We start from the raw sequence: 24789 nt of genomic DNA, 5'->3' as shown, positions 1-24789 counted from the left end.
GCAGCGGTACCTGGTCAGCAGCTCGAAAGGCGTCTCGGGTCCATCCCCGCGTGCGCGGGGAGCAGAGTTCGGCGCACGTCTCAGCTCGACGGGCACGAGGGGTCCATCCCCGCGTGCGCGGGGAGCAGGTCGCCGGGATCGACCAGGACGTGCGCAGGGTGGGTCCATCCCCGCGTGCGCGGGGAGCAGTGGTCCTCGACGGTGCCACCGCCCGCCCTGGAGGGTCCATCCCCGCGTGCGCGGGGAGCAGGTCAATCAGGTCCGCCTCCTGAAGGAGCCCGTGGGTCCATCCCCGCGTGCGCGGGGAGCAGATCGAGGCCGCCGCCACCGCGCACGTGAAGACGGGTCCATCCCCGCGTGCGCGGGGAGCAGGCGCGCCGAGCGCTCCAGCGGCTCCCAGTACCGGGTCCATCCCCGCGTGCGCGGGGAGCAGCATCCCCATCCAGGTGAACAACTCGGTGGGCGGGGTCCATCCCCGCGTGCGCGGGGAGCAGGACTATCTGCTCGCCGTGTACGTCGTCGCCGGGGGTCCATCCCCGCGTGCGCGGGGAGCAGATCCCCACGGTGTAGCCGAGGTCCACCAGTTCGGGTCCATCCCCGCGTGCGCGGGGAGCAGCGGTCGTAGCGGCGGCGCAGGCGGATGATCAGGGGTCCATCCCCGCGTGCGCGGGGAGCAGGAAGCCGCACTCGCGTTGGATCTCCCAGGCGTGGGTCCATCCCCGCGTGCGCGGGGAGCAGACACACGGCGGCACGGCCCTTCCGTGGGCCGCGGGTCCATCCCCGCGTGCGCGGGGAGCAGAAGGCTTGTCTCACTTCGGCGGCCCTGTAGTCGGGTCCATCCCCGCGTGCGCGGGGAGCAGGAGGGAGAAACACCGTGGTCGCGGGCTATTTGGGGTCCATCCCCGCGTGCGCGGGGAGCAGCAGTCGTCCGGCGGTCGACTTGCCGGCGCCCTGGGTCCATCCCCGCGTGCGCGGGGAGCAGTTCCAGTCCCCGGTGATGATCCCGAGGACGGTAGGTCCATCCCCGCGTGCGCGGGGAGCAGTCGCGTGGGATCGAGCGGGTGTGCAAGCGCCAGGGTCCATCCCCGCGTGCGCGGGGAGCAGTCCAGCTCGGAAGCCCGCTCCACCTCGCCGTCGGGTCCATCCCCGCGTGCGCGGGGAGCAGAACCTCGTGCGCGCCCTGGTCGACGGCGAGAAGGGTCCATCCCCGCGTGCGCGGGGAGCAGGGTCAGGGTGCGCTGGGCGGAGATGCGGTCCAGGGTCCATCCCCGCGTGCGCGGGGAGCAGCTGCTGACCATTGACGACCAGTGGTCGCTAGCGGGTCCATCCCCGCGTGCGCGGGGAGCAGCCGCCGAGGCCAGGCAGGCCGACGGTGGCGCGGGGTCCATCCCCGCGTGCGCGGGGAGCAGCCACCTACCAGCCTTCGCTTTTTTGACCTGCTGGGTCCATCCCCGCGTGCGCGGGGAGCAGTTCACCGTTGGCGCCGCCCTCTGCCTGGCCCTGGGTCCATCCCCGCGTGCGCGGGGAGCAGCTGGGGGGCGTTTGTGGAGAAATCGTGTCAGCGGGTCCATCCCCGCGTGCGCGGGGAGCAGCTCACCGATGCCGACAAGGGCGACCACATCGAGGGTCCATCCCCGCGTGCGCGGGGAGCAGCGCAGCAGCCGTGAGATCGGCCGCGTCATCCAGGGTCCATCCCCGCGTGCGCGGGGAGCAGCGGGCGGCCTCGACCAGGACCTGCAGGTCCTCGGGTCCATCCCCGCGTGCGCGGGGAGCAGTGCGGGAGCCCGATGCGGGGGGCGATGTAGGTGGGTCCATCCCCGCGTGCGCGGGGAGCAGTCTCCCGCCAGCTCTCCGAGAGCGCCCAGGTGGGGTCCATCCCCGCGTGCGCGGGGAGCAGAAAGTCTCCGCGCTCTGGAATGGTTTGGTTTCGGGTCCATCCCCGCGTGCGCGGGGAGCAGCTTCAACGCGGATGTGCCTATCAACGCGGCAAGGGTCCATCCCCGCGTGCGCGGGGAGCAGTCCGGACCTGGGTGTCGGACATTAGGACTCCTCGGGTCCATCCCCGCGTGCGCGGGGAGCAGCCGTCCGGGTTCGCGGCGAGCTCCAGGATGTAGGGTCCATCCCCGCGTGCGCGGGGAGCAGAGCATGACCATGACCCCTGAGCAGGAGGAGAAGGGTCCATCCCCGCGTGCGCGGGGAGCAGCTGTGGAAGATGTGGAATCAGCGGCGGCTTTTGGGTCCATCCCCGCGTGCGCGGGGAGCAGATGAGCGCCCAGATCAACGGCATCCGCGACCCGGGTCCATCCCCGCGTGCGCGGGGAGCAGTGGGCGGCGTCGGCGCCGTCGGGGTAGGTGATGGGTCCATCCCCGCGTGCGCGGGGAGCAGCTGATCGCCCACCAGACCCCCAACGGCACCCGGGGTCCATCCCCGCGTGCGCGGGGAGCAGTTCAGGGTCCGCAGCGACTCGGCTGATCTGGCGGGTCCATCCCCGCGTGCGCGGGGAGCAGGGTCCGCCGTGCTTCTGCTCGGCCTCGGCCATGGGTCCATCCCCGCGTGCGCGGGGAGCAGGATATGAGCCAGGTCAGACCATTGACGTCCATGGGTCCATCCCCGCGTGCGCGGGGAGCAGCGCGCCTCCTTCACGGCTTCTGCCGCCTCCGGGGGTCCATCCCCGCGTGCGCGGGGAGCAGCGGCTCTTGGTCTTGGAGCCTTGGGTGATGGGGGGTCCATCCCCGCGTGCGCGGGGAGCAGCGGCGAAGGAAGCTCCGTCGTCTCGGAGGATGGGGTCCATCCCCGCGTGCGCGGGGAGCAGTCTCGTTGACCTGCGCGTCTATCTCGCGCCACCCCTCAAATTTGCATGTTGTTGCGAATTAGACATAGGAGACACAAGACCTCATTTGGCGAAGCGTCGGCGTTTCGACGCCTTGCTCCACCCCTTCTTCACCGGAACCGGCTCCGCTATCTGGTGCTTCGGCCGCTGGATGAGAGTCATGCCCTCGTGGTCCACCGGCCTCCACTTGTGGTCGAAGGTCTCGAAGGTGAAACCCTGCTCGTTGTTCGTGGAGTACGCAAGCAGGGCCCGGCCGTTTCCGGCGTACTGCTGGACCTCGAACCACAGCACTTGGCGCACCCTCGCTGATGGCCCTCCGATGAAGACTCCCGGTGAGATCTCCAGCAGCCACCTCGTGAGCAGGCCCCGCAACCCGGCCGGGCAGTTCGTCAGGATGATGACCGTCACCAGATCACCCCGTAATTGCGCCCGGACTCCAGGTCCGGCCCCCGATCCACCTGGAGCCCGACGCTGTCCGTCTCCTCGATCTCGGCGCCGACGCCCGCCAGCAGTAGCGACTTGATGTCGTCCACGCACTTGTCGAGCAGTTCGAGCTTGTGTATGCGGTCGCGGAGCGCCCGCCGGGTGCGCGACCCCACTTCCTCCTCGCTCTCGGCCGCCACGTCGAAGGCCGTTGGGACGGCCACCGAGACCCGGTACAGGTCAGCGATGTCCAGGACGAACGACTGTTCGTGCCCCGAGTGCACGAACCCCAGCCCGGGGGTGCATCCGAGCGCCGCGACCACGGACTGCGCGACCCCGTAGAAGCACTGTGCCGCAGCGGTGACGGCCTGGTTCGGTGCGTCACCGGAGTTGAAGTCGCCGGGCGTGTACTTCCTCCCGCGCCACTCCACCCCGGTCCGGGCGGCGTTCTCCCGGTAGCAGGCCTTGACCCGGTCGCCCTCCATCCCGAGCAGCTCACGGCGGCTCTTGCCCTCGACGTCCTCACCCGGGAACCGCTTCCGGTACATGGCCCGTGCGACGTCGAGGCGCGTCCGCTTGTTGGCCCAGGCCTTGGCCTGCGCCTCGACCAGGGCGGAGGACCGGGTGAGCGCCCGGCCTCCCGAGTAGTAGCGCACCCCTCTCTCCCCCACCCAGACGACGCCCGCCCCGCTGTCGCCGAGCAGGGCCATCGCCTGGTGGGTGACCCTGGTCCCCGGACCGAGGAGCAGGGTCCCGATGGTCGCCGAGGGGATGTGCCGCACGCCCTCGCCGTCCTCGGCGGTGATCGCGTTGTCGTCGCGGTGGACGATGCACCGCTCCAGGTAGACGAAGGAGAGCCGTTCGCCGATCCTGGTCAGTTCGCGCGGTGTGGAGGCACGCCGCTTGCTCACCGTGGTCATCGGCCCACCGGCGCCAGGGTCATCAGGCCGCAGCCGTACGCCTTGGCCCGCCCCAGTCCGGCGCACAGCACGCGGCGCAGGGCGTCGGGGTCGGTGACGGTCAGCCTGCCGTCGAAGGTGGCGGTCACCAGGGGCACGCGCATGCGGCCGTTCCCCTTCCCCCTCCCGGTCCGGGGGTCGGGCTTGTCGAACCCGGACGCGTCGCGCCCGTGCACGACCAGCTCGTGTTCGTCCTCGCCCGGAAGCAGCTGCTGCTCGACCGGTTTGCGCACGATCTCGATCCCGCACGCCTCCTGCCGCTGCAGCAGCCATCCCGCCTGGTGGCGGGGGGTGAGGTGGGCGGTGACCTTGGTGGGCTCCCCGTCCTTGCGCCGGATGCTGTGCACGGGGTTGGCGGTGAGCCGGAACGCCCAGGTCTGCCCCGCCTCCAACTTTTCCAGGAAAGCGCCGTAGTCGTGGGACTGCCATCCGGGCGCCTCCGCGGCCGGCCATCCCGCCTGTTCCACCAGGTGGGTCAGGTCGGGTGCGGTCGGGCTCACGACGTACAGCAGTACCTCCGCCCGTGCGTTGCGGTCCACCCGCCACAGCACGCGCGGCGCCCCCGCCTCTCCCTGGTTTCCGGGGTCGCCCGGGAGCAGGTCGGGGAACCCGCCCAGCACGGCGGCGTGTGTGGCCTGCGGCGAGGACAGCAGTCTCCTGCTCCCCGGCCTGTTGGTGTTGAACCGGAATCGGGTGAGGTACATCAGCTGCCTCCCAGTGCGGACACGGGGTCGTGGTCGGGGGGTGCGGTGCGGCGGACCGTCGGGTTCGGCACGCGGACCGACCCCGGGCTCACCGACCGCAGGGCGTAGCGCCGGTGCAGGGGGTTGAAGCTCAGCGGCAGGTCCCGCAGGGAGTCCGCCCGGGTCTGTCCCGGCTCGGCGTCGACGAGGGTGCTGAGCTCCACCCGTTCCTCTCCCCTCCAGCGGCGCTGCCGCTGGAACCACCGGGCCGCCTGCCAGGGCGTCTGCTCCAGAACCTCCTCGACCGTGCCCTCAACCGGGGCGCCCAGGTCGACGGGCCGCGCGGGCGGGCAGGAGCGCCTGCCCAGGTAGGGCAGGTACACGGGGTTGCGCACGGCCCGGTACAGGTCGGCGACCAGCTCGGAATCGCCCTCGACCGCCGCCACGAACACCGCGTCGGACAGGTAGTAGCGCTCCGACACCGGCATGGACACGCCTGTGACCAGGTGTTTCGCGGTCTGGTAGTCGCGGACGCGCACGCCCGGCTGGTCCACGCGCACACCGAACCTCAGTGCTGCCAGGTCGGAGAGGTCGGCGGTGCGGTCGCGTCCGAGGGCGGCGGCGAGCAGGCCGAGGACCCCGCTCTTGGTGGGCGCGTGCTCGGTGCCGCGCCTGGCGAACCGGGACGCCGAACCCCACGACTGGAGCGGGCCCGCCAGGACGAGGGGCAGGGCACTCATGCCGTCGGCGCCTGACGCTGGGCCACCGCCGCGCCGACCTGGGAGACCAGCTCGGGGAGGGAGACCACGGAGCCCAGGCCGGAGAGCTTGGCGGTGCGCTCCCCCACCTGCACGACCCAGGTGTCCACGCCGTCCTCGGCGCCGTAGGCGCGCTCGACCTGGGAGACGTGGTCGGCCAGGCGCGCGCTGGCCTCGGCCACGTGCCCGGACGCGGCGGTCACCGGCTCCTCGAACGCCCCCACGAAGCTGATGGGCCGGGAGTCGCGCAGCTTGACGACGACCGCGTCGGGCAGGGTGTGGTTGCCGAAGGTGTTGATCTTGCCGGTGGGCAGCGACTCCACGAACCCGCGCACGAACGCCTCCACGGCGCGGCGCAGCGGTTCGGTGACGGGCTCGTCCTCGCGCAGCCCCTCCCCCAGGTTCTTGCGGAGCAGGTCCACGTCCACGGCCGCGTACCGGTACAGGGTCGCGGAGTTGAACTCGACGGTGCCGATCATGCCAGCGCCGGTGTCCTCTTCCGGGTTCTGGTCGTCCACGGCCGTGTAGTAGTCGGACTCGTTCTCGACGGCGTGGACGCTGATGGCGTGCGCGACCTGCGCGGCGGCATCCACGTTGATGTCGGCGCCGTCGGCGACCATCCGCCCGAACAGGGCGATGTCCACCGAGTGGCGGGTGTCGGCGACGGACTTGGCGCGCGCCTTGTTGTCCTTCTCCTTGAGGAACGCCTTGATGTCCTCGCGTCCCTCCAGGGCGAGTGCGGCCAGGCCGTCGCGCTGGCGGGCACTGAGGAACATCAGGTACGCGGACTCGGGGGCGGGCTCCTTGTCGCCCTTCTTCTTGGCGGCGTCGGCCTTGCGCTTGGGCACCTCGATCTTGGAGCCGGTGGCGGTCTGCACGGTCTCCGCGGCGAGGGTGAGCGCCTCGGCCTCCTGCACGGAGGGGTCGAGTTCGCGGATGCGGGCGGCGATGAGCTCGGCGACGCGCTTGGTCCTGGTGCCCAGTTCCTGGGGGTCGAGCAGGGACTCGAAAGCGATCCTGGTGGCGCGCTTCCACGCCTGGCTGGAGACGCGGGACCGCTTGACCCCGCCGTAGACGGCGGTCTTGGGGGCGCCGGTGTCGTCGCGGTTGATGTTGCTGGGCGGCACGGTCTGCAACACGTGCACGTCGAGAATGGTGCGGCTCATGGTGTGTCCTCGTCGTCTTGTCGGTGCCCGTCAGGGCACGTGGGAGGGGCGTGGCGGGAGGGCGGGGCCCGGCGCGGGGCGGGGCCTGGCGCGGCCCGCGCGGGTCGGCGCCGGTCCCCGTTCCGGGTCGGGGCCCGGTTTTTTGTCAGGCGGGGGTGCCCGGTTCGGCGTCGGGCGGCGTGTCGTCGGTCTGCTCGGACCGGTAGGCCTGGAAACCGCGCCCCCATGCCCGGCGCACCCGGGCGGCACCGGCCGGTGTGCGGGCGTCGTGGAGCTGGTCGGCCAGGAGCCCGTAGTCGAGGGGGATGTCCTGGGCGCGCAGGAGGCTGACGATGCCGCGGAGGCGGTCCAGGCGGGTGGCGTGGTCGGCGGCGCTGCCGGCCTGCACGAACCTCTTGCGCAGTGGTTCGTCGATGTCGCCGCCGGGCATGAGGCGTCGCACCGCGCCGCCGAGCCCGCTGCCCCGCTTGTGCATGCCCCGTTCCCTCTTGGACTGCTGGTGCAGCGCGTAGAGGGTGAGTGCCTCGTGGGCGGCGGCCTCGGCTGCTTCGGTGCGCGGGTCCTGCGGTGCGAACGCCTCGTAGAAGCGGTGGTCCAGGGTCAGCCCCACCAGTTCGGGGACCGCCTCGATGGGCTTGCCCGCGCCCCGGCGCAGCTTGGCCAGGGTGGCGACGGCCGCGGAGAGGTCCTTGAGGTAACCACCCTGGAGTTCTCGGACGCGCTCGTCCACGAGCGCGCCGACCTTCCTGAGGTCGGGCACGTGGGCGGTGGTGTTCGCGGTGGTCACTGCGGTGCCTCCGGGTCGTCGGGGGTGGCCATGGGGAGTGCCTTGCGCAGGCCTGAGCGGAAGCGCAGGTCCGCGCGGGAGGCGTTGAGCCAGACAGAGCCGTTCTTGGCGGCGACGACCCGGCCGGTCCAGGCGGCCTCGGTGGCGGAGCCGAGGAGGTCGTCAGCGACACCGGACACGACCAGGCGTGCCGTGAGCTGCCACTGGCGGCGCTGTTCGCCCGGGTAGAGGGGGTCGTCGGAAGGTTCCAGGTCGCGCAACCACTTGCGGAAGGGCTCGTCCAGCGCGGCGAAGCCCCGGTCGCGGGCGGTGGCCCGGGGAGCCTCGGTCTCCGCCCCCGCCGCTTCGGCCAGGGCGGTGGCCAGGTCGCCCAGGACCATGACCGCCTCCTCGGCGTCGTTGACCGCGTCGACCGCCGTCTGGCCGAGGGAGCTGTCCTGCTCGTGCAGCAGGACCACGGGCATGGCGACGGTGTCGTCCACGATCTCGTCGATGACGGACTGCTGGGTGCCGTAGACCGCGCCGACCAGGCGCGTACGGATGAGGAAGTCCTTGTCCAGTGCACCCTCCACGGTCAGGCGCGCGATCCAGTCCAGGACGCGCGGCCGCACGATCTTGGCGGCCTCGCGTCGCTGTTCCGCTCCCCGGACCTGGCCGGTGACCAGGGCTCCGAGCCCGCGCCAGGCGCTGCGGGCGGGGTCGTGGTCCCGGGGCAGGTAGACCTGTTCCTCACCGAGCTTCTTCTCCTGGGCGGGGCTGCGCCGCCATGCGGTCATGGGCTCGCGGTCGTGCTTGTTGCGCGGGGTGAGGGGGTCGCCGTAGGCGAGCAGGACCCCGTGGACCGCGTCGCCGTCGTGGTGCAGGCGGACGCGGCGGCTCTGCCAGGTGTAGAGGTCACGCAGGCCGTGGGGCCGGGTCTGGGCCTGCGCTCCCGTCAGGGCCTCGGCGGTGGCGGGCTCATGGCGCCAGGCGGGTCGGTCGTCGGGCCGAAAGCGCAGGTTGTCGGTGTCGCGGGGCAGCAGGTTGAGAAGAAGTGTCGCGCGCAGATCGTCGCCCTCCACGAAGACCCCTCCGAGGTTCCCGGCCCAGCCCACCCCCTGCGGGTAGACCTTGCCGCCCTTGACCCGGGGGTCGCCCACCACACCGGACTTGATCCCGGAGGTGTCGTAGGCGTGGGCGTGCAGGAGCCAGCGGGCGGCCTCGGCGAAGCCCAGGCGCTGGGCACCGTGCGCGCGCATGGTGAAGAAGCGCGCGTTGTTGGGCACGTCGGCCACGATCGGGTCCAGCGCGGAGTACTCGCCCTTGGCCGTGCGCAGGTCCGGGACCTGCAGGAAGGGGGTGGAGGGGTGCAGCAGGTCGAGGCGGCCCCGGTGTTCGCGCAGGTAGTCGCGGACCCGGTCCGCCGGGATGTCCCCGTCACCGTCGTTCCACAGCTGCGCCCAGTCCTCGATGTCCTGCGGCCCGTCGAGCGCGTCGTGCAGGACGGCCAGGAGCAGCCGCAGGAGGGCGAAGTCCTGGGTGGGCACGTCCCCGACCAGGCGCCGGACCTGCGAGGCCTGCTCGAAGACCTCGGTGAGGGAGAGTTCGGCCTCGGTGCCGTCGAGCCGCTGGACGGGTATCCACGGTCGGCTCGTCAGGTCGAAGGCGGCCGGGGGCGGGTGCGGCGGGGACGCCTGTGGCGGCGGGGGTGACGCTGACCCGGAGGCGTCAGTCGGCACGGTGGACCTCCAGTCCGTCGGTCGGGGTGTAGTGGAGTCGGAATCCGGCCAGTTCGGCGCGGTCGTCCTGGTCCAGGAAGAGGACGAGTTCACCGGCGACCCAGTGGGCGTCCTTGGTCTGCCAGGCGAGGACGACGTCGGCTTCGAGTTCGGTGATGGCCTGGTCCAGCTCCTTGGGGAAGGTGAACTGGTAGGGCAGCCGCAGAGCGGAGGCCGCGAGAGCCCGCGCGGCGGCGGGCGGCGGCGCGGTGCCGGTGGGCAGGGCGAGCCCGCCCCGCCCGTCGGCCAGCCAGGGGACGGTGGTCACGGTGCCGTCGGCGGCCCGGCGGGCGACCAGGACCTCCAGGCTGTCGCGGGTGTCGCGGACCTGGGCCTTTCCGGCCTGGGTGTCGTCGGCTTCGCCGACCCCGGCCTCGACCCAGCCGATGAGGGCCCGGCCGTCCCGGGCGGCCGGTTTGAGCAGGAAGGTCTGCGCCTTCTCGCCCTTGCGCGCCTGCTCGGTCTCGTGCGCGTCCAGGGCCCGGGCCATCGCCTCCTCCCAGGTGAGGGGGGCGGTGGCCGCGTCGTCGTAGGCGTCCTGGACCAGGGGGCTGATGTCGTCGGGGAGACGGACGGTGCGGGCGGTGTCCCCTTCCGCGGCCTCGGCCTCCAGACGGGTGCGAAGGACCGCGAGGGAACGCAGGAGGGCGTGCTCGCCGTAGACCGTCCGCGATCCCCGCACGGGCTTGGGAGGCACTTCGCCCCAGTCCACGCCGGTGACCAGGCAGCGGGCCCGGCGCACGCGTTCGGGCCGCTCGCTCTGGTGCTGTCCGCGCGGGTGGCGGTGCAGGCGCCCCATGCGCTGGAGCATGAGGTCGACGGGGGCGAGGTCGGTGACCAGGAGGTCGAAGTCCACGTCCAGGGACTGCTCCACGACCTGGCTGGCGACCACGATGTGGCGGGTGGGGCGCTTTCCCACGAGTTCGGCGACCTTGGCGGGCGGGCCGTAGTCGGCCACGAGCGCCTCGTCGTTGGCGGCGCGGTCCAGGGCGAGGAAGCGCGAGTGCGTGACGGTGACCGTGTCGGCGCCGAAGTGGGCGCGCAGGTGCGCGGCGGCCTCGTGGACGCGCGCGACGGTGTTGCGCACGACCAGGGCGCAGCCGCCGCCGGCCAGGGCGTGCTCCAGTCGGGCGGTGAGCGCGCCGAGGTCGTCGGACAGGGGTTCCACGACGACGTCGGTGGCCCGGCCGGAGGCGGCGGGGGCGTGCAGGCGCGGTTCGGCACCGGTCTCGGCGGTGGTGATCAGGGGGTAGGCGCGGGCCTTGCCGATCTCCTCGTACCCCTCCCCCGACGTGCCGGTGTAGGCCTCGGCCAGCTCGCGCCTGCGCCGGGCGGGCAGGGTCGCGGAGAGGACGACGACGGGGACGCCGTACCTGCCGAGCCAGGACAGGGCGCGGTCGAGGTAGGCGTTCATGTACGTGTCGTAGGCGTGGGCCTCGTCGATGACGACGACCTTGCCCGCCATGGCCAGGTGGCGCAGGGCCAGGTGCTTGCTCTTGAGACCGGTGAAGAGGAGCTGGTCGACGGTGCCGACGGCGAAGGAGGAGAGCATGCCCTTCTTGCGCCCCCGGAGCCAGCGGTGGGCGGTGAGGGCGGCGGGGGTGTGGGGCGTGTTGCCGGGGCCCTCGTCGGCCGCGTCGCGGTCGGTGTCGGTGGCCAGGCGGCGCCCGCCGCCCATGAGCTGGGTGAACTCCTCGTTCAGGTGCGCCTTGGAGTGGGCGAGGAACACGGAGGCGGCTTGGGCGGGCATCCCGGGGAGGTGGTCGAGCCAGGTGAGGTAGCGGCCGAACATGGCGTTGCTGGTGGCCATGGTCGGCAGGGCGACGAAGCAGCCGCCCGCGCCGGAGCGGGCCGCGAAGATCTCGGCGACGGCGAGGGCCACCTCGGTCTTTCCCTCGCCCATGGGGGCCTCGACGATCATCAGCCCGGGGCCGGACATCTGCCGGGCGGCCTCGACGGCCTGCTCCTGGACGGGGCGAACGGTCGCGCCCTCGGGGAGGGCGAAGCGTTGGGCGAAGAGTTCGGCCGCGGTGCCCTCGGGTTCCTCGGCCTTCCACTGCGCGGGGAGGTCGAGGAGGCGCCAGGCCTCCCTGGTGCGCTCGGGGTCGGTGCCGCGCTCGCCCGGGAAGTAGGGGAAGAAGTCGGGGTTGCTGGCGATCCAGTCCGCGACGATGACGAGGGCGGTCAGCAGGACCTGCACGGTCTGCGGAAGCTTGAGCGACTTCCAGTCGCAGAGGCGGTCGACCGCTCCGGTGATCCGGACGGCGGTGTCCAGGAGTTCGGTCTGGGCGCAGATCCAGGCGCTCTCGTGGCCGGGGGTGCGCAGAAGCTGGGGGTGCTTGTCGAGTTCGGCTATGGCCGAGTAGCCGGGAGGGACGCCGTGGTGGCCGCCGGCGACGATGGTGAGCTGGTGGGTGTCGCGGGGCTTCCAGCCGTGGTGCTCCACGAGCCAGTCCCGAAGGATGAGCTGTCCGGCCAGGCCGTGGGGGGCGAGGTTGCGGTCGGGCATCTGCTTCTGGAGGGGCATCTCCAGGCCCTCACGGCGCATGTCGTCCGCGAGGTGCTCGACCTGGCAGGCGAAGGCGGGGGTGGCCTTGCCGATGTCGTGGGTGGCGGCGAGCCAGACGGCCAGACAGCGGGCGTCGTCGGCTCCCCGGGGCAGGACATCACCGATGTGGTCGCGCACCTGGGCGGGGAGCCATGCGTCCCAGAGCTTGCCCGCGACGGCGGCGCTGTCGGCCATGTGGCGGTGGAGCGGAAGCCAGCCGTCGGAGTCGCGGTCGTGCTTGGCCCACACTGCGCGAGCGGCCGGGGACAACGTGTCAGCCCAGGCCACGGGCTTGACGTGAAAGGTCATGCCGGATATTCAACCGAACTTGCGGTTGATCTCGCGGCGTTTTTCGAACATTGTTCCGACCGAATGCGGTCAGTTGTTACTCACGGGTTCTGCCGCGAAATTGGGACTCTTGTGGTATTTGGTACCACCCTTTGCAGGCGCGCCAGAGGTCACAGGGGGTGGTGGCGGGGGATGGGTGGTGACGATCCCCGCAGACGCGGGGAGCAGGTGGAGCTGCCCGGCGGTACCGTCTGCGAGCTGGGTCCATCCCCGCGTGCGCGGGGAGGCAGGTCGACGTGCCCGAGTCGCGGCTCATCAAGCGGGGTCCATCCCCGTGTGCGCGGGGAGCAGCCCATCCATCCGTGGCCGAGGCCATGGTGCAGGGGTCCATCCCCGCGTGCGCAGGGAGCAGTTCTCACCCCACCCCGGCCGGTGGCCTGTGGCGGGTCCATCCCCGCGTGCGCGGGGAGCAGACGCACGATTTCGGGGTCTACGCGGAAGGGGCGGGTCCATCCCCGCGTGCGCGGGGAGCAGGGCCAAAGCGCGCAGCGGGTGGCCACCCGCGGGGGTCCATCCCCGCGTGCGCGGGGAGCAGATGTCCCACAGGCCGGAGAAAATCCCGATGATGGGTCCATCCCCGCGTGCGCGGGGAGCAGCGCCCACGTGGCCAGTTCCGCCAGGGAGAGCAGGGCCCATCCCCGCGTGCGCGGGGAGCAGTCGCCAGCGCCTTCTTGTTGCCCATGGCCAGGGGGTCCATCCCCGCGTGCGCGGGGAGCAGTGGGCCGCCCTGGTCGACCGGGGCGTGGTCGGGGGTCCATCCCCGCGTGCGCGGGGAGCAGGTACTGAAGGCGGAAGCGCTCGGTGAGCTGTCGGGTCCATCCCCGCGTGCGCGGGGAGCAGCCCCCTCAGGGACACGGAGACAGGGGCGGGACGGGTCCATCCCCGCGTGCGCGGGGAGCAGGACGGCCCGTTCGCCAACCTGGACCAGGTGCGGGGTCCATCCCCGCGTGCGCGGGGAGCAGCCTTCGGGTCGGGCGGGCTGGGGCCGTGTGGTGGGTCCATCCCCGCGTGCGCGGGGAGCAGAACTACGTCGAGTTCCGCGCGGAAGCGATCCCGGGTCCATCCCCGCGTGCGCGGGGAGCAGGAAGACGTGAGAGTCGGAAGCCAAAGATCCCGGGGTCCATCCCCGCGTGCGCGGGGAGCAGTTCCCATTGACCCAAACCAGTTCCCATGTCCAAGGTCCATCCCCGCGTGCGCGGGGAGCAGTACGTCTCTTGTCTCTTGGAACGACGTATACGGGGTCCATCCCCGCGTGCGCGGGGAGCAGCTGACGACAGTGATGTCGCCGTCGTCGGTGACGGGTCCATCCCCGCGTGCGCGGGGAGCAGGTCGGCGCGGACAGGGCCGAGGACGCGCCGAGGGGTCCATCCCCGCGTGCGCGGGGAGCAGCCGGGGCGGCCGTCGCGGACGACGTGCATGTCGGGTCCATCCCCGCGTGCGCGGGGAGCAGGCGGCACGCTTGACCGCTTCGGCGACCTCGGGGGGTCCATCCCCGCGTGCGCGGGGAGCAGTCCTGGCCGGAGCCCGCCCCGTAGACGATGTAGGGTCCATCCCCGCGTGCGCGGGGAGCAGACATGCGAAAACCCCGCTTCGAACGAGGCGGGGGGTCCATCCCCGCGTGCGCGGGGAGCAGCGCACGCGGAGCGTGGTCTCCGAGATGACCTCGGGTCCATCCCCGCGTGCGCGGGGAGCAGGGAGACAAGAGTGCCGGCGGCAAGGCGGCCGTGGGTCCATCCCCGCGTGCGCGGGGAGCAGTGCGTCAGTGCCTCGCGCGCGCGTGCGCGCGGGGGTCCATCCCCGCGTGCGCGGGGAGCAGGTCGTGGTCGCCCTGAGTGCCCACTCAGCGTTGGGTCCATCCCCGCGTGCGCGGGGAGCAGTTCATCCTGCCATTTCTTCCGGAGCTTGTAGCTGGTCCATCCCCGCGTGCGCGGGGAGCAGTGAACGCTATCAAGCCTGCCGTGGACGGTATTGGGTCCATCCCCGCGTGCGCGGGGAGCAGAAGAACCTGGGGTCCAACCTCCAGCAGTTGACGGGTCCATCCCCGCGTGCGCGGGGAGCAGTGCCCGACCTTCGTTCCCGGGCCCTGACCGCCAGGTCCATCCCCGCGTGCGCGGGGAGCAGATGTCGTTGAGGATGGCTGCTCGGGTTTCGTCGGGTCCATCCCCGCGTGCGCGGGGAGCAGAGGACATCGGGACCATCGCCGAGACCGCCGTCGGGTCCATCCCCGCGTGCGCGGGGAGCAGACTCAATGACCTGGCAACTTACCAGCGGAAAACAGCCGATTTTGCAACTTGTCGAGAACCAGACATCAAGCGCACCGACACCCATACGTCAACTTTTTCAACATAAGACAACAAAATCACCCCTCAACCGCCCTCCCGCACATCACGAATGAAGGCATCCCATTCCCTGGCAGGGAAGGCCAGGAAACCGAGCTCCCGATGCTTGGTGTCTCGCACCGCCGTGGCGTCGCCCAGGTCGGAGACCTCCACGCAATTGGACGAAGTTCCGCTGTAACTCGACGTGAACCAGGTCGCGGCGTGCGGCTGCATTGCTACTCCTTCTCCAGGGCCCGGGTGGCTCCTTCCAGGAAGCTGATCGTCTGCGTCGGACGCCAGGCATCCGCGAGCAGGCGCTCGAACACTTCCTCGTGACGCCCCACTGAGCCCTGATCGTCCCAAAAGAGACTTGTGTTATCAGTGACAGTCACCAGCACCGTCAACTCATCCAGGGTGAGCAGGGTGAAGTTGCCGATCTCCAGAGCCGCATGGGCACCCGCCTCGAACGGCAAGACCTGGAGAGTGACGTTCGGCCGCTCCGCAGCCCGGATGAGATGGCGGACTTGCTCAGCCATCACCTTAGGGCCACCGACAGTGGTACGGATCGTGGCCTCACTGACGATGGCCCACAGGCGAGCCCCATTGGCCGACCATGCCTCCTGTCGGCTGAGTCGAACTCGCACCCCGGCGTCGACAGCCTCAGGCAGCGCGCTGGGCATAGTGCCCTTGAAGAGGGCACGCACGTAACCCTCGGTCTGTAGAAGGCCAGGAATGAGAACCGGTTCATACGTGCGTAGACGCTGCGCAGCGCTTTCGAGGCCGATGTAGGTGCCGTAGTCCTCAGCGACACCATTGGACTGCCACCAACCAGAGGAGCGGGCTTCCTTGCGCATGCCGAGGAAGCGCTGGATGACCTCCGGCTTCAGCTCGTAGTACTCCAGCAGGCGCTCAAGGCTGCCTGGCCCAGGGACCACGCCTTCCACACCTGGCGTCTCCCAGCGAGACACAGTGGAGACGTTGACCCTGACGGCTCTAGCCACGTCAGCAAGCTTTCGATCTCCGCGCAATTTGCGCATCTCGGTAGCAAGCTGCCATTGAGCGACAGTCGGACTCATAGTCATACAGTCCATAGTGCCTTGCCTGCAGAAGACCCACAAATAAAGCAAGGAATTCTTAGATGCGGATTGCATCTGCGGATTTCATAGGCTCTACTTGTCATCAGCCTCAACCTCTCCGTAACGAGCGAGGCGCATGTCTTCCACGGCACAGGAGGTACGTCATGGCTGCAATCCGTCAGACACGGACCGGAGCGCCCGACACGGAGGCTTCACTGAAGCGGGTCTCGGGATGGGCTCGGTACGGCGAGCGGGTGCGGGCGGCGCGGGAGCGGCTCGGTATGTCCGTCGAGGACCTCGCGAAAGGGGCCCTGACGTACCCCGACCTGGTCCACGACATCGAGACCGGCTCCTCCGAGCCCGACAGCAAGGTCATCCGTCACCTGGACAAGGCCCTGGAGGCGGAAGGCGTCCTGTGGGACGCCTGGGCGCAGACCCTCCTCAGCTCCCGGTTGCAGACCGGGGCGACCGTGGCCGACCTCCTGTTCCAGACCTACCAGGTCCGCCACTACGCGCCCCTGGTCCTGCCCGACGGCTACCTCACCAAGAAGTACGCCCGCGCCCTGCTCCGGGCGGAGCGCCCGATGGAGTCGAGTTCCTTCCTCACGGACCGCCCCGCCGTGCGCGAGATCTCGGGACTGTTCTCCGGAGCGCCCTACTACTACCTGATCGTCGACGAGGCCGCCCTCACCCGACCCGTCGCCCCACCGGAGGTCATGCGCGAACAGCTGTCCCACCTGCGCGATCTCGCCAGGACGGACAGTGTCACCGTCCACGTCATCCCGGAGGGCACGGCACCCCACCCCGGCCTGCGCGGCGCGTTCTGGACCCTGTCCTTCTCACCCCGGCACAACCTGGCCTACGCCCCGCTCCCCCACGGCCCTGGCCACCTCGTCACCGACGCCACCCAGGTCAAGAGCTACGGCGACCTCTTCGCCACCCTCCAGGGGGTGTCCCTGTCCGCCGCGAGTTCCCTGCGGATCCTGGAGCAGGCCGCCGAACGCTTCCCGGACAGGCCCGAACCGCGCGCCCTCACCACCGGCTCCGCCACCGACCGGACCGACCCCTCCGCCCACACCGCTTCGAACACCACTTCACCGGCCTGACAGCCGCTTGCCCACGTGTCCCTGACCGGACACACGAATGCCCCGGCGGGTGATGACAACACCCCCAGGGCTCGGCCAGCACCCATTTGTTCTTAACCAAGGAGATGCCGACATGACCATTGTGCCGCAGCCCCCTACCGCCTCCCCCACACCCGCCGCACCCGGTCCCCGCTGGGAACCGCGCCTCTACGCCGGAACCCTGGCGACCACCAGCCATGTCCGCTCCGATCTGCGCGCCGACCTGGCCCGGCTCGCCGGGATCGGCTCGGACCTGGTGGAGACCGTCGTGCTCTGCGCGAGCGAGATGTTCGCCAACGCGGTCGCCCACTCGCGGTCGGGCGAGGACGAGGGGCGGGTCATCCGTACCCTGGCGGTTCCCGCAGCTTCCCGGGCCGGGGCCGCTCTGCGCCTGTCCGTCATCGACGACGGCGCCCGGGGCAGCAGGCCCCGGATCCCCCGCCAGCGCACCCCGCAGGAGTGGCAGGACGCCGAACGCGGTCGCGGCCTGCTGCTCGTCGACCACCTGGCCACGGCGTGGGGAACCCGCCGGGTGGTGGACTTCCCCTTCTGCGAGGGCCTGGGCACCGTGGTCTGGGCCGAGTTCGCCCTCGACGCCTCTGCGATGAGCGGAGATGCCCGATGAGCGCGTCCGCCCCACCCCTGTCCATCGGGATACGCACGGTCCTGGACGCGCCACGGGGTCATCGCTTCTCCCGCCCCCAGCACCCGCCCGCCCAGACCAGGGAACAGCGTCTTCTCAACCAGATGCGGGGCAACCCCAGGGTGGACTACCGCCTGCGCCACGGTGTCCTGCCCGCCTGGATGGAGACCCACGACGCCCGGCTCACGCAGTCCGCCCGGGTCTCCCGGTCCGCTGCCCGTCCGCCTCTCCCCCGTCCCCGTTCCCACCGCCGGGTTCGCGAGGGCGGAGGGCTCGGCCTGGCCCTGTGCTGCCACACCCTGGCGGCGGCGCTCGGGGCCTTCGCCCACCACGTGCTGTCGCCCCTGCTCTGACGGCACCTCATCCGTACTCGCGGGCCCGGGGCCCACGAGCGCCGGAAACCGCTGGGCTCTCCATGGACCTTGCGAAAGGGAGGAGTCCGCCACCACGAGGACCGCTCCACGACAAGGCCTCCCCGGGCCGGATTCGCATCCGCCGGGGAGGCCTTGTCGTGTTCGGGGCCGACCGGTCAGGGGCTCGCGTCCGGTCCCCCGAGCGGGCGCCATTCCCTCTCGGGAACGGGCCGGTGGCGCCTCAGCGCATCACGGCTTGCGCGCCACCCCGCCGTACTGGTCCATGCCGCGGCGGGTGCCGACCTCGATGGGGGCGGGGCGCCACAGGGGGCAGGGGACGACGCCGGGCTCCAGCAGCTCCAGGCCCTCGAAGCGGGCCGCGATCACCTCAGGGCTGCGCAGGAGGTAGGGGACCGCACCCTGCTTGTTCCCGACCTCGATGGCCGCGTTGTAGGCCTCGCTGGTGTTGGAGCCGTCGTAGCTGGCCAGGTAGCTCCCCGACGGCAGGGCGTCCATGAGCCGGCGGACGATCGGCACGATCTCGTCCTCGGGGACGTGGCCCAGGATTCCCATCAGCATGAGCGCGACGGGCTGGTCGAAGTCCAGGGTCTGCGCGGCCTGTTCGAGGATCCTGTCGGGGTCGCGCAGGTCGGCGTCGATGTAGTCGGTGACCCCCTCGGGCGTGCCGACGAGGAGTGCGCGCGCGTGCGCGAGCACGAGCGGGTCGTTGTCCACGTAGACCACGCGCGATTCCGGGGCGACCGACTGGGCGACCTCGTGGGTGTTGTTGGCGGTGGGCATCCCGGTGCCGATGTCGAGGAACTGGCGGATGCCCGCCTCGCCCGCCAGGTGCGTCACGACGCGGATCAGGAAGTCACGGCTGGTGCGGGCCAGGTCCCTGATCTCGGGGAAGAACTCGGCCACCTGGTCGCCGGCCTCGCGGTCGACCGGGTAGTTGTCCTTGCCGCCCATCCAGTAGTTCCAGATCCGGGCCGAGTGGGTCCGCGTGGTGTCGATCTGCGGGGGCCGCTCGGAACCCGGGGCGGAAGTGGCAAGGGACGGGTCGTCAGTCATCGGAACATCTACCTCTGTACGCAGGGGGCCGCCGCAAAGTTGAGAATCCAGCGTTCACACTCCTGGAATCCCACTATTAGCCGGGATCTAGTGGCACTGATGATAGACGACACGACCCCCTGACGAGCCGAGGCGCGGCGCCCGGCACCTGCGATTCATGCCGGTGTGGCAGGGCTTTTGGGGCCTGTACACCGGCGCCCCGCTCTCGCTCCCGATCACCTCCCGATCACCTCCCGCGCCCGTCGCGGCGCGGGCGCGGGAACGGAGGCGTCGATCGTGCGCGGGAGGCCGGTCGACCGCCGGAGCGGCCTCCCGAACGGACGGGCAAAAGGCACTGCACCCGTTCGGCAGGCCGCTGCGTGTGGACCTACGGGACGGTGTACCCGGCGGCGCGGAACACCTCGTACCACTCGGCCCTGGTCAGCGGCACGTCCGAGCCCTGGGCGGCGGCGGTGACGCGCTCGGGCGTGGTGGTGCCGATGACCACCTGCATCTGCGCGGGGTGCCTGGTGATCCACGCGATCGCGATCGCGATCGGCGGCACGCCGTACTTGGCCGCGAGCCGGTCGATGACCGCGTTCAGCTCGGGGAAGCGCGGCGAGCCGAGAAACGGCCCGTCGAAGAAACCGGCCTGGAACGGGGACCACGCCTGCATGGTGATGTCGTGCAGGCGGCAGTAGTCGACGAGGCCCTCGTCGCGGCTGAGGGACTGGTCCAGCCCCTGCATGTTCGCGGCCACGCCCTGGGCGATGAGTGGGGCGTGGGTGACCGAGAGCTGCACCTGGTTGGCCACGATCGGCTGCGTCACGTAGCGGCGCAGGAGGTCGATCTGCCTCGGGGTGTGGTTCGAGACGCCGAAGGCGCGGACCTTGCCCGCGTCGGCGAGCTCGTCGAACGCGCGTGCCACCTCCTCCGGTTCCACGAGTGCGTCCGGGCGGTGGAGCAGCAGGATGTCGATGTAGTCCGTGTCGAGCGCCTGCAGCGATCCGTGCACGGTCTCCATGATGTGCTCGTAGGAGAAGTCGAAGTACGGACCGTCGGGGACGATCCCGGCCTTGGTCTGGATCACCAGCTGTTCGCGCTCGGCGGGGCTCAGCCGCATCGCCTCGGCGAAGCGGCGCTCGCAGCCGTGCGGCTCGCTGCCGTAGACGTCGGCGTGGTCGAGAAAGGTGATGCCCGAGTCGATCGCGGTGCGTACGAGGGTGCGTACCTCCTCGTCGCTCTTCTCCTGGATGCGCATCAGGCCGAGCACCACGTTGGGTGCGGTGATCTCGGTGCCGGGCAGAGTGAAGGTCTTCATCGTCAATTCCCTATCACGTGCGGGAGGCGGAGGGTGTGTGCGCCCTGGCTCAGCCGTCGTGGCGATCGACGGAGGGAGAGAGCCGCCCCTCCGCCAGGTCGCGCAGTGCGGCCAGATGGGCGTCGAAGGCCCGCTTCCCGGCGGAGGTCAGGGAGACCGTCGTGGTGCGGCGCGCGTCCTCACGGGAAGGCGACGCGGACTTGGCGGTGCGCACGTAACCGAGATCGGCCAGGCTTCGGATCGTTTTGGACAGGTTGGCCTCGCTCAGTCCCAGAGCCGAGCGCAGAACCGCGAAGTCGGCGCTGTCGACCGGGCGCAGCAACCCGCAGATGCGCAGGCGGTTGGGCGCGTGGATGGCCTCGTCGAAGCGGGGGTCAGCGGCCACTGCGCAGCTCGGTGTCGTAGACGCGGTCGTAGACACGGCATCCGGCCAGCATCGTGACGTAGGTGAGGCCGGCGGTGACGGCCACCCATGGCTTCCCCTCGAAGAGAGCCAGTGCCAACGAGGCCACGAGCAGCACCGCCACGAGTGCGCCGAGCACGAGCAGCACCCCCAGGCTGCGGGGTCCGGCCGTGCGGCTGATCGCCAGGCCGGTGCGCTTCTGGTAGGCCAGCACCAGGAAGACCAGGGCGATGCTTGCGGCGGCGACGACCATGAGCTGCACGAAGGGTGTGGGGGAGGCAGGGGCGGCGACGATGACCGTGGTGATGGCCGCAAGAGCCGGATAGAACCAGGGTGGCGTGACGATGTGGTCGGCCAGGGCGGAGCGGTCGGTGTTCAGGGAGTCGAGGGCGGCTTGGGCGTCCTTCGGGGTTCTGCCGTGGGGCGACTCATGACTTTCCATGGAGTTAAGCGTTTCACTTTCCTGCGAGTTAAGCAAGATCGGGACCGCCTTGGTCTGACGGCCACCCCCTCCCGTCTCAGGGCAGCGGTCAGCGCACCTTCGGGGCAGGCACGAAGGAGAGGGTGGTCCGGGGAGGAGCGGTCTTCCGATCGAGGGCGGCCGGTGAGCTCCGACCGGGCCCATCCCCGCGTGCGCGGGGAGCAGTTCCAGGCCCCGGACAACTCGGCGTCGACGTGCGCGTGCCGGTCAGCCCGTCGCCGTTTGCGGGCTGATCACCGCCCTAGCCGCTGATGGCCTTCAGGGTTTCGTCATCCATGAAGTCCTCGATGTCCATGTTGCCGATCGCGAGGTTGACCGCCATGTTCCCGACCTGGTCGGGGGCCAGGCGGAACGCACACCCGATTCGGCCCTCCAAGGGCACGACCAGGACGGGGTGGCCGGGGTCGCGCATGGTGGCCCCGTCCGCGATCATCACGAAGTCCGGCTGCCCGGAGTCGTCCGGGCTCTCGCGCAGCACCGCCAGGACCTGTTCCGGGGTGGCGCCCTCGAATACCGAGTCGTGCACCGTGTCGATGTAGTCACTGAAGTCGTCGATGGGGTTGCCGTCACCCGGGCGGTATGTCATTTCGAGGAGCGTTTCCCAGGCGGTGTCGTCGCTGAAGTCGGTGCGCACGATCAGGCCCTCGTTCTCCTGGGTGAGCAGGGGAAGGGGGCGGGCCGGGGGCGTGTAGCGCGGGACGGGGTCCAGCCTCTCCAGGTAGGCGCCTACGGGGTCGGGCAGGCCGGCCTCCCATTCATCGAGGTCCTCGCCCTCTTCGGGCTCCCATTCAGGGGCGATGGGCGACCACTCATAGAAATCGTCGAAGGTGCTGTCCACGTCGTTGAGGTGCAGTACCAGGTAGGTCAAGGCGGCTTGGAGAGGAGTGATCCGGAACAGGTACAAGTCGTCATCACCGTCGTCGCGGAACGCCCGCAACGGGCGCGAATGCGGAGTGGCCGCGGTCCGCTCGGTGGCCATCAGGACCAGGTCGGGGACCCACGTCCCGTCTTCGCGCAGAGCCTCGCGCACCTCCTCGGGGGTGGCGCCCCGCCAGGCAGGATCGTCCACCACCACCAGACGCCGGGGAATGATCTCCTCCTCCGGCGCGAGGGCGGGTGCACCGTCGCCCGAACCTGGGGTGACCAGGCCGGGCAGTTCGCCCATGCGGTGGAGCACGTCGCGCCAGGCGGCGTCGTCGTTGTCGGTGCGGATCAGCAGCATGCCAGGCACCGGGGTGCCCTCATCGGCCGGAGGTAGGGGCAGGGCGGGACGCATCAGGGGTACCTCGCAGTGGGTGACGGACAGATCGTTCGTTTCTATCCGCCCGGACCGACAAAAAGCCGCTCCGCTCCGCCCTGCCGCTCGACGCGGTTCTGCCCTCAGGGCCCTTGCCCCGTCGCGGCTTGCCCGGTCTACGTGCCGCTGTGCCCTCGACCGCGCGGCTCCGGACCGGTTCTGCCGCAGAATCTCATGGACATTCCCTGGCCGCGTGCCTCGTGGGTGTTCCTTGAACACGCGAACGAGTGTTGACGCTTCTGATCGACGTCATCACTGATGGGTCCATCCCCGCGTGCGTGCGGGGAGCAGCGAACTTTGCTTGACAACTGGCGGAATCTATGGGGTCCATCCCCGCGTGCGCGGGGAGCAGAGGACGGCGGCGAACGGGTTGGTGGTGCCGTAGGGTCCATCCCCGCGTGCGCGGGGAGCAGCTCCGTCGGCGCGGGCAGCACCTCCTTGCCTGGGGGTCCATCCCCGCGCGGGGAGCAGCGCAGCACCGGGCGCGTTCGCGGGCGGCGGCGGGGTCCATCCCCGCGTGCGCGGGGAGCAGACGAGGGCCGCGTCCACGTCCGCCCCAGGCGCGGGTCCATCCCCGCGTGCGCGGGGAGCAGACCTGGGTGTTCTCCGCCAGGATCGCACCGACGGGTCCATCCCCGCGTGCGCGGGGAGCAGGGCGCTCCGCTCGACCAGGGCCTGGGTGCCGCGGGTCCATCCCCGCGTGCGCGGGGAGCAGTCGCTGTTGACGCTGATGGTGTCCAGGGGCTCGGGTCCATCCCCGCGTGCGCGGGGAGCAGTTCGTAGGACCGAGTCCCGGCACCGTGATCGTGGGTCCATCCCCGCGTGCGCGGGGAGCAGCGCGGCGCGGCCACCGGCGACGGCAAAACGACGGGTCCATCCCCGCGTGCGCGGGGAGCAGCCTTCCTCAGTGAGGCGCAGGGGCGCGGCAACAGGTCCATCCCCGCCTGCGCGGGGAGCAGCTGCGCAAGATCCGCAACATCAACCAGGCCGCGGGTCCATCCCCGCCTGCGCGGGGAGCAGCGGAGTCTCCGGAGTCGCCCGGCGGCGGTGGCGGGTCCATCCCCGCCTGCGCGGGGAGCAGCCAGTGACGCCGTTGATGATTCCGTTCACGATAGGTCCATCCCCGCCTGCGCGGGGAGCAGTCCTCGTGGGCGGTGCGGATTCTCAGGGTCATGGGTCCATCCCCGCGTGCGCGGGGAGCAGCTGTTCCCCATCCCCGAGGGCGACCCCGCCCCGGGTCCATCCCCGCGTGCGCGGGGAGCAGGCAGTGTTGCTAACGTGCGGTTGTTTTCGCGCAGGTCCATCCCCGCGTGCGCGGGGAGCAGTATCCGGTCCATATTCGCCGTCAACACCGTACGGGTCCATCCCCGCGTGCGCGGGGAGCAGTGCATCAACAGAGTTCGTTTCTACGGATTCGAAGGTCCATCCCCGCGTGCGCGGGGAGCAGCAACAACGAATACGCCCGTAAGTACGGCCATAGGGTCCATCCCCGCGTGCGCGGGGAGCAGACTCCATGACCTGGCAACTTACCAGCGGCAAGCGACCGATTTTGCAACTTGTCGAGAATCAGCCATGAGGCCCACAAGAACCCAAAAGGGACACACTGGCGACGCGAACCCCAACCGACGAAACCGGGCCTCAACCATTCTCGCGCGCACCGCCTCTGTCACACATCCTCTTCCACACGTCGTCCATGGAAGCGCCCCGGCCCCCGGCCCCCGGCAGACACGTTCGGCTCACATCAGCCTCAACTCAACGCACACCGCGACTCCCCCGCCCTGCCCGTGGGCCTCAGGAAGCGTCCGGTTGCTGGAGCCCCTGGAGGAGCAGCGCTACCAGTCTGCGCGGATCGTAGCGCGGGTCGCCCTCGGATCCGATGCAGAGGTTGCCGACGCCGCGCATCAGTTCGTAGGCGCCCACGCCCGACCTGACCTCTCCCGCCTCGACCGCAGCGCCGAGCAGCTGCTCGGCGACGGGCAGCAGCCGGTCGAGGAAGTAGGTGTGGAGCGCGGTGAAGCCGCTGCTGTCCGGTTGCAGCGTGTTGGCGAGTCCGTGCTTGGTGACGAGGAAGTCGACGAACAGGTCGATCCACTGGCGCAGAGCCGACATCGGGGAGTCGGCCTCGGCCAGCAGGGCCGGCCCGGCTTCGGCGCAGGCTTCGACCTGGTGGCGGAAGACGGCGACCACGAGGTCGGCCCGCGTCGGGAAGTGGCGGTAGATGGTCCCCATCCCGACCCCCGCCCTGGCGGCGATCTCGCGGATCGGCGCGTCGACGCCCGAGGTCACGAACACCTCGGCGGCGGCGGCCAGGAGCTTCTGCTGGTTGCGCACCGCGTCGGCCCGCTTGCCCGGCCCCGGCGCCTTCCCTGCGTTGTCCGCTGTGGGCATCACACCCTCCTTCCTTCCTCCAGCCGCCAATGAAGCAGAGCGGCGTTCCGCTTGCAAAACGGAACTCTGCTC

The 24789-nt window shown here is 70.8% G+C and carries 19 protein-coding genes and 3 CRISPR repeat arrays; of the genes, 3 read left to right on the top strand and 16 right to left on the bottom strand.

Features of this window, described 5'->3' with window-relative positions:
* Positions 1–36: 36 nt before the first annotated feature.
* Positions 37–2813: a CRISPR direct-repeat array (repeat unit 29 nt; unit sequence GGGTCCATCCCCGCGTGCGCGGGGAGCAG).
* Positions 2814–2894: 81 nt separating this feature from the next.
* The 10 genes from cas2e to ACFWTE_RS13040 form a co-directional block, all read right to left on the bottom strand.
* Complete coding sequence (gene cas2e / locus ACFWTE_RS13085; protein ID WP_378779565.1) at positions 2895–3239, bottom strand: type I-E CRISPR-associated endoribonuclease Cas2e; 345 nt, start codon at positions 3237–3239, stop codon at positions 2895–2897.
* Positions 3236–4174 (bottom strand): type I-E CRISPR-associated endonuclease Cas1e, encoded by a 939-nt coding sequence (gene cas1e / locus ACFWTE_RS13080; RefSeq protein WP_378779564.1) that lies wholly within the window; start codon positions 4172–4174, stop codon positions 3236–3238. Before cas1e ends, cas2e begins: the two co-directional genes overlap by 4 nt.
* Positions 4171–4917: a type I-E CRISPR-associated protein Cas6/Cse3/CasE gene (cas6e, locus tag ACFWTE_RS13075; RefSeq protein ID WP_378779563.1), complete on the bottom strand. Its 747-nt coding sequence runs from the start codon at positions 4915–4917 to the stop codon at positions 4171–4173. Before cas6e ends, cas1e begins: the two co-directional genes overlap by 4 nt.
* Positions 4917–5636 (bottom strand): type I-E CRISPR-associated protein Cas5/CasD, encoded by a 720-nt coding sequence (cas5e, locus tag ACFWTE_RS13070; protein WP_378779561.1) that lies wholly within the window; start codon positions 5634–5636, stop codon positions 4917–4919. Before cas5e ends, cas6e begins: the two co-directional genes overlap by 1 nt.
* Positions 5633–6820 (bottom strand): type I-E CRISPR-associated protein Cas7/Cse4/CasC, encoded by a 1188-nt coding sequence (gene cas7e, locus ACFWTE_RS13065; protein ID WP_378779560.1) that lies wholly within the window; start codon positions 6818–6820, stop codon positions 5633–5635. Before cas7e ends, cas5e begins: the two co-directional genes overlap by 4 nt.
* 145 nt (positions 6821–6965) lie before the next feature.
* The gene (gene casB / locus ACFWTE_RS13060; RefSeq protein ID WP_378779558.1) at positions 6966–7607 is read right to left on the bottom strand and encodes a type I-E CRISPR-associated protein Cse2/CasB; all 642 of its coding nucleotides are present in this window, start codon (positions 7605–7607) and stop codon (positions 6966–6968) included.
* Positions 7604–9325 carry a type I-E CRISPR-associated protein Cse1/CasA gene (casA, locus tag ACFWTE_RS13055; RefSeq protein ID WP_378779557.1) on the bottom strand — a complete coding sequence of 574 codons (1722 nt, stop codon included), beginning with the start codon at positions 9323–9325 and terminating at the stop codon, positions 7604–7606. Before casA ends, casB begins: the two co-directional genes overlap by 4 nt.
* Positions 9315–12221, bottom strand: coding sequence for a CRISPR-associated helicase Cas3' (gene cas3, locus ACFWTE_RS13050; protein ID WP_378779556.1), 2907 nt, complete (start codon positions 12219–12221; stop codon positions 9315–9317). Before cas3 ends, casA begins: the two co-directional genes overlap by 11 nt.
* Positions 12222–12399: 178 nt before the next feature.
* Positions 12400–14503: a CRISPR direct-repeat array (repeat unit 28 nt; unit sequence GGTCCATCCCCGCGTGCGCGGGGAGCAG).
* A gap of 123 nt (positions 14504–14626) precedes the next feature.
* Positions 14627–14812: a DUF397 domain-containing protein gene (locus ACFWTE_RS13045; RefSeq protein ID WP_378779555.1), complete on the bottom strand. Its 186-nt coding sequence runs from the start codon at positions 14810–14812 to the stop codon at positions 14627–14629.
* Between the two features lie 2 nt (positions 14813–14814).
* The gene (locus tag ACFWTE_RS13040; protein WP_378779568.1) at positions 14815–15654 is read right to left on the bottom strand and encodes a helix-turn-helix domain-containing protein; all 840 of its coding nucleotides are present in this window, start codon (positions 15652–15654) and stop codon (positions 14815–14817) included.
* 164 nt (positions 15655–15818) lie between these two features.
* Here ACFWTE_RS13040 and ACFWTE_RS13035 point away from each other — a divergent pair, with 164 nt between their 5' ends.
* The 3 genes from ACFWTE_RS13035 (at position 15819) to ACFWTE_RS13025 (ending at position 17774) form a co-directional block, all read left to right on the top strand.
* Positions 15819–16760 (top strand): Scr1 family TA system antitoxin-like transcriptional regulator, encoded by a 942-nt coding sequence (locus tag ACFWTE_RS13035; protein WP_378779554.1) that lies wholly within the window; start codon positions 15819–15821, stop codon positions 16758–16760.
* A gap of 112 nt (positions 16761–16872) precedes the next feature.
* Positions 16873–17403, top strand: a complete 531-nt coding sequence (locus ACFWTE_RS13030; protein ID WP_378779553.1) for an ATP-binding protein — start codon at positions 16873–16875, stop codon at positions 17401–17403.
* Positions 17400–17774, top strand: a complete 375-nt coding sequence (locus tag ACFWTE_RS13025; RefSeq protein WP_378779552.1) for a hypothetical protein — start codon at positions 17400–17402, stop codon at positions 17772–17774. The genes ACFWTE_RS13030 and ACFWTE_RS13025 overlap by 4 nt, the downstream gene beginning before the upstream one ends.
* Positions 17775–18023: 249 nt before the next feature.
* On the opposite strand, the gene ACFWTE_RS13020 is transcribed toward ACFWTE_RS13025, so the two are convergent.
* The 6 genes from ACFWTE_RS13020 to ACFWTE_RS12995 form a co-directional block, all read right to left on the bottom strand.
* The gene (locus ACFWTE_RS13020; RefSeq protein ID WP_378779551.1) at positions 18024–18848 is read right to left on the bottom strand and encodes an SAM-dependent methyltransferase; all 825 of its coding nucleotides are present in this window, start codon (positions 18846–18848) and stop codon (positions 18024–18026) included.
* 367 nt (positions 18849–19215) lie between these two features.
* The gene (locus ACFWTE_RS13015) at positions 19216–20148 is read right to left on the bottom strand and encodes an aldo/keto reductase family oxidoreductase (RefSeq protein ID WP_378779550.1); all 933 of its coding nucleotides are present in this window, start codon (positions 20146–20148) and stop codon (positions 19216–19218) included.
* Between the two features lie 49 nt (positions 20149–20197).
* Positions 20198–20533 carry a transcriptional regulator gene (locus ACFWTE_RS13010; RefSeq protein ID WP_378779549.1) on the bottom strand — a complete coding sequence of 112 codons (336 nt, stop codon included), beginning with the start codon at positions 20531–20533 and terminating at the stop codon, positions 20198–20200.
* Positions 20523–20993 carry a hypothetical protein gene (locus tag ACFWTE_RS13005; protein ID WP_378779548.1) on the bottom strand — a complete coding sequence of 157 codons (471 nt, stop codon included), beginning with the start codon at positions 20991–20993 and terminating at the stop codon, positions 20523–20525. The genes ACFWTE_RS13010 and ACFWTE_RS13005 overlap by 11 nt, the downstream gene beginning before the upstream one ends.
* Positions 20994–21273: 280 nt before the next feature.
* A complete protein-coding gene (locus ACFWTE_RS13000; RefSeq protein WP_378779547.1) occupies positions 21274–22254 on the bottom strand; it encodes a DUF6924 domain-containing protein in 981 nt (326 codons plus the stop codon).
* Between the two features lie 337 nt (positions 22255–22591).
* Positions 22592–23837: direct repeats of the CRISPR family, unit length 29 nt; unit sequence GGGTCCATCCCCGCGTGCGCGGGGAGCAG.
* Positions 23838–24120: 283 nt separating this feature from the next.
* Complete coding sequence (locus ACFWTE_RS12995; RefSeq protein ID WP_378779546.1) at positions 24121–24717, bottom strand: TetR/AcrR family transcriptional regulator; 597 nt, start codon at positions 24715–24717, stop codon at positions 24121–24123.
* Between the last annotated feature and the right edge of the window lie 72 nt (positions 24718–24789).

The sequence above is a fragment of the Nocardiopsis sp. NPDC058631 genome (genome assembly GCF_042716955.1).
Taxonomy (GTDB): Bacteria; Actinomycetota; Actinomycetes; order Streptosporangiales; family Streptosporangiaceae; genus Nocardiopsis.
The sequence above is the reverse complement of the archived record's forward strand: the minus strand, read 5'-3'. Positions and strand labels throughout refer to the sequence as shown.

What these genes read in the sequence shown, in the direction of transcription:
- cas1e (WP_378779564.1), bottom strand. Translation starts at nt 4,174, where the DNA reads ATGACCACGGTGAGCAAGCGGCGTGCCTCCACACCGCGCGAACTGACC.
- cas6e (WP_378779563.1), bottom strand. Translation starts at nt 4,917, where the DNA reads ATGTACCTCACCCGATTCCGGTTCAACACCAACAGGCCGGGGAGCAGG.
- cas5e (WP_378779561.1), bottom strand. Translation starts at nt 5,636, where the DNA reads ATGAGTGCCCTGCCCCTCGTCCTGGCGGGCCCGCTCCAGTCGTGGGGT.
- cas7e (WP_378779560.1), bottom strand. Translation starts at nt 6,820, where the DNA reads ATGAGCCGCACCATTCTCGACGTGCACGTGTTGCAGACCGTGCCGCCC.
- cas3 (WP_378779556.1), bottom strand. Translation starts at nt 12,221, where the DNA reads ATGACCTTTCACGTCAAGCCCGTGGCCTGGGCTGACACGTTGTCCCCG.
- ACFWTE_RS13045 (WP_378779555.1), bottom strand. Translation starts at nt 14,812, where the DNA reads ATGCAGCCGCACGCCGCGACCTGGTTCACGTCGAGTTACAGCGGAACT.
- ACFWTE_RS13040 (WP_378779568.1), bottom strand. Translation starts at nt 15,654, where the DNA reads ATGAGTCCGACTGTCGCTCAATGGCAGCTTGCTACCGAGATGCGCAAA.
- ACFWTE_RS13035 (WP_378779554.1), top strand. Translation starts at nt 15,819, where the DNA reads ATGGCTGCAATCCGTCAGACACGGACCGGAGCGCCCGACACGGAGGCT.
- ACFWTE_RS13030 (WP_378779553.1), top strand. Translation starts at nt 16,873, where the DNA reads ATGACCATTGTGCCGCAGCCCCCTACCGCCTCCCCCACACCCGCCGCA.
- ACFWTE_RS13025 (WP_378779552.1), top strand. Translation starts at nt 17,400, where the DNA reads ATGAGCGCGTCCGCCCCACCCCTGTCCATCGGGATACGCACGGTCCTG.
- ACFWTE_RS13020 (WP_378779551.1), bottom strand. Translation starts at nt 18,848, where the DNA reads ATGACTGACGACCCGTCCCTTGCCACTTCCGCCCCGGGTTCCGAGCGG.
- ACFWTE_RS13015 (WP_378779550.1), bottom strand. Translation starts at nt 20,148, where the DNA reads ATGAAGACCTTCACTCTGCCCGGCACCGAGATCACCGCACCCAACGTG.
- ACFWTE_RS13005 (WP_378779548.1), bottom strand. Translation starts at nt 20,993, where the DNA reads ATGGAAAGTCATGAGTCGCCCCACGGCAGAACCCCGAAGGACGCCCAA.
- ACFWTE_RS13000 (WP_378779547.1), bottom strand. Translation starts at nt 22,254, where the DNA reads ATGCTGCTGATCCGCACCGACAACGACGACGCCGCCTGGCGCGACGTG.
- ACFWTE_RS12995 (WP_378779546.1), bottom strand. Translation starts at nt 24,717, where the DNA reads ATGCCCACAGCGGACAACGCAGGGAAGGCGCCGGGGCCGGGCAAGCGG.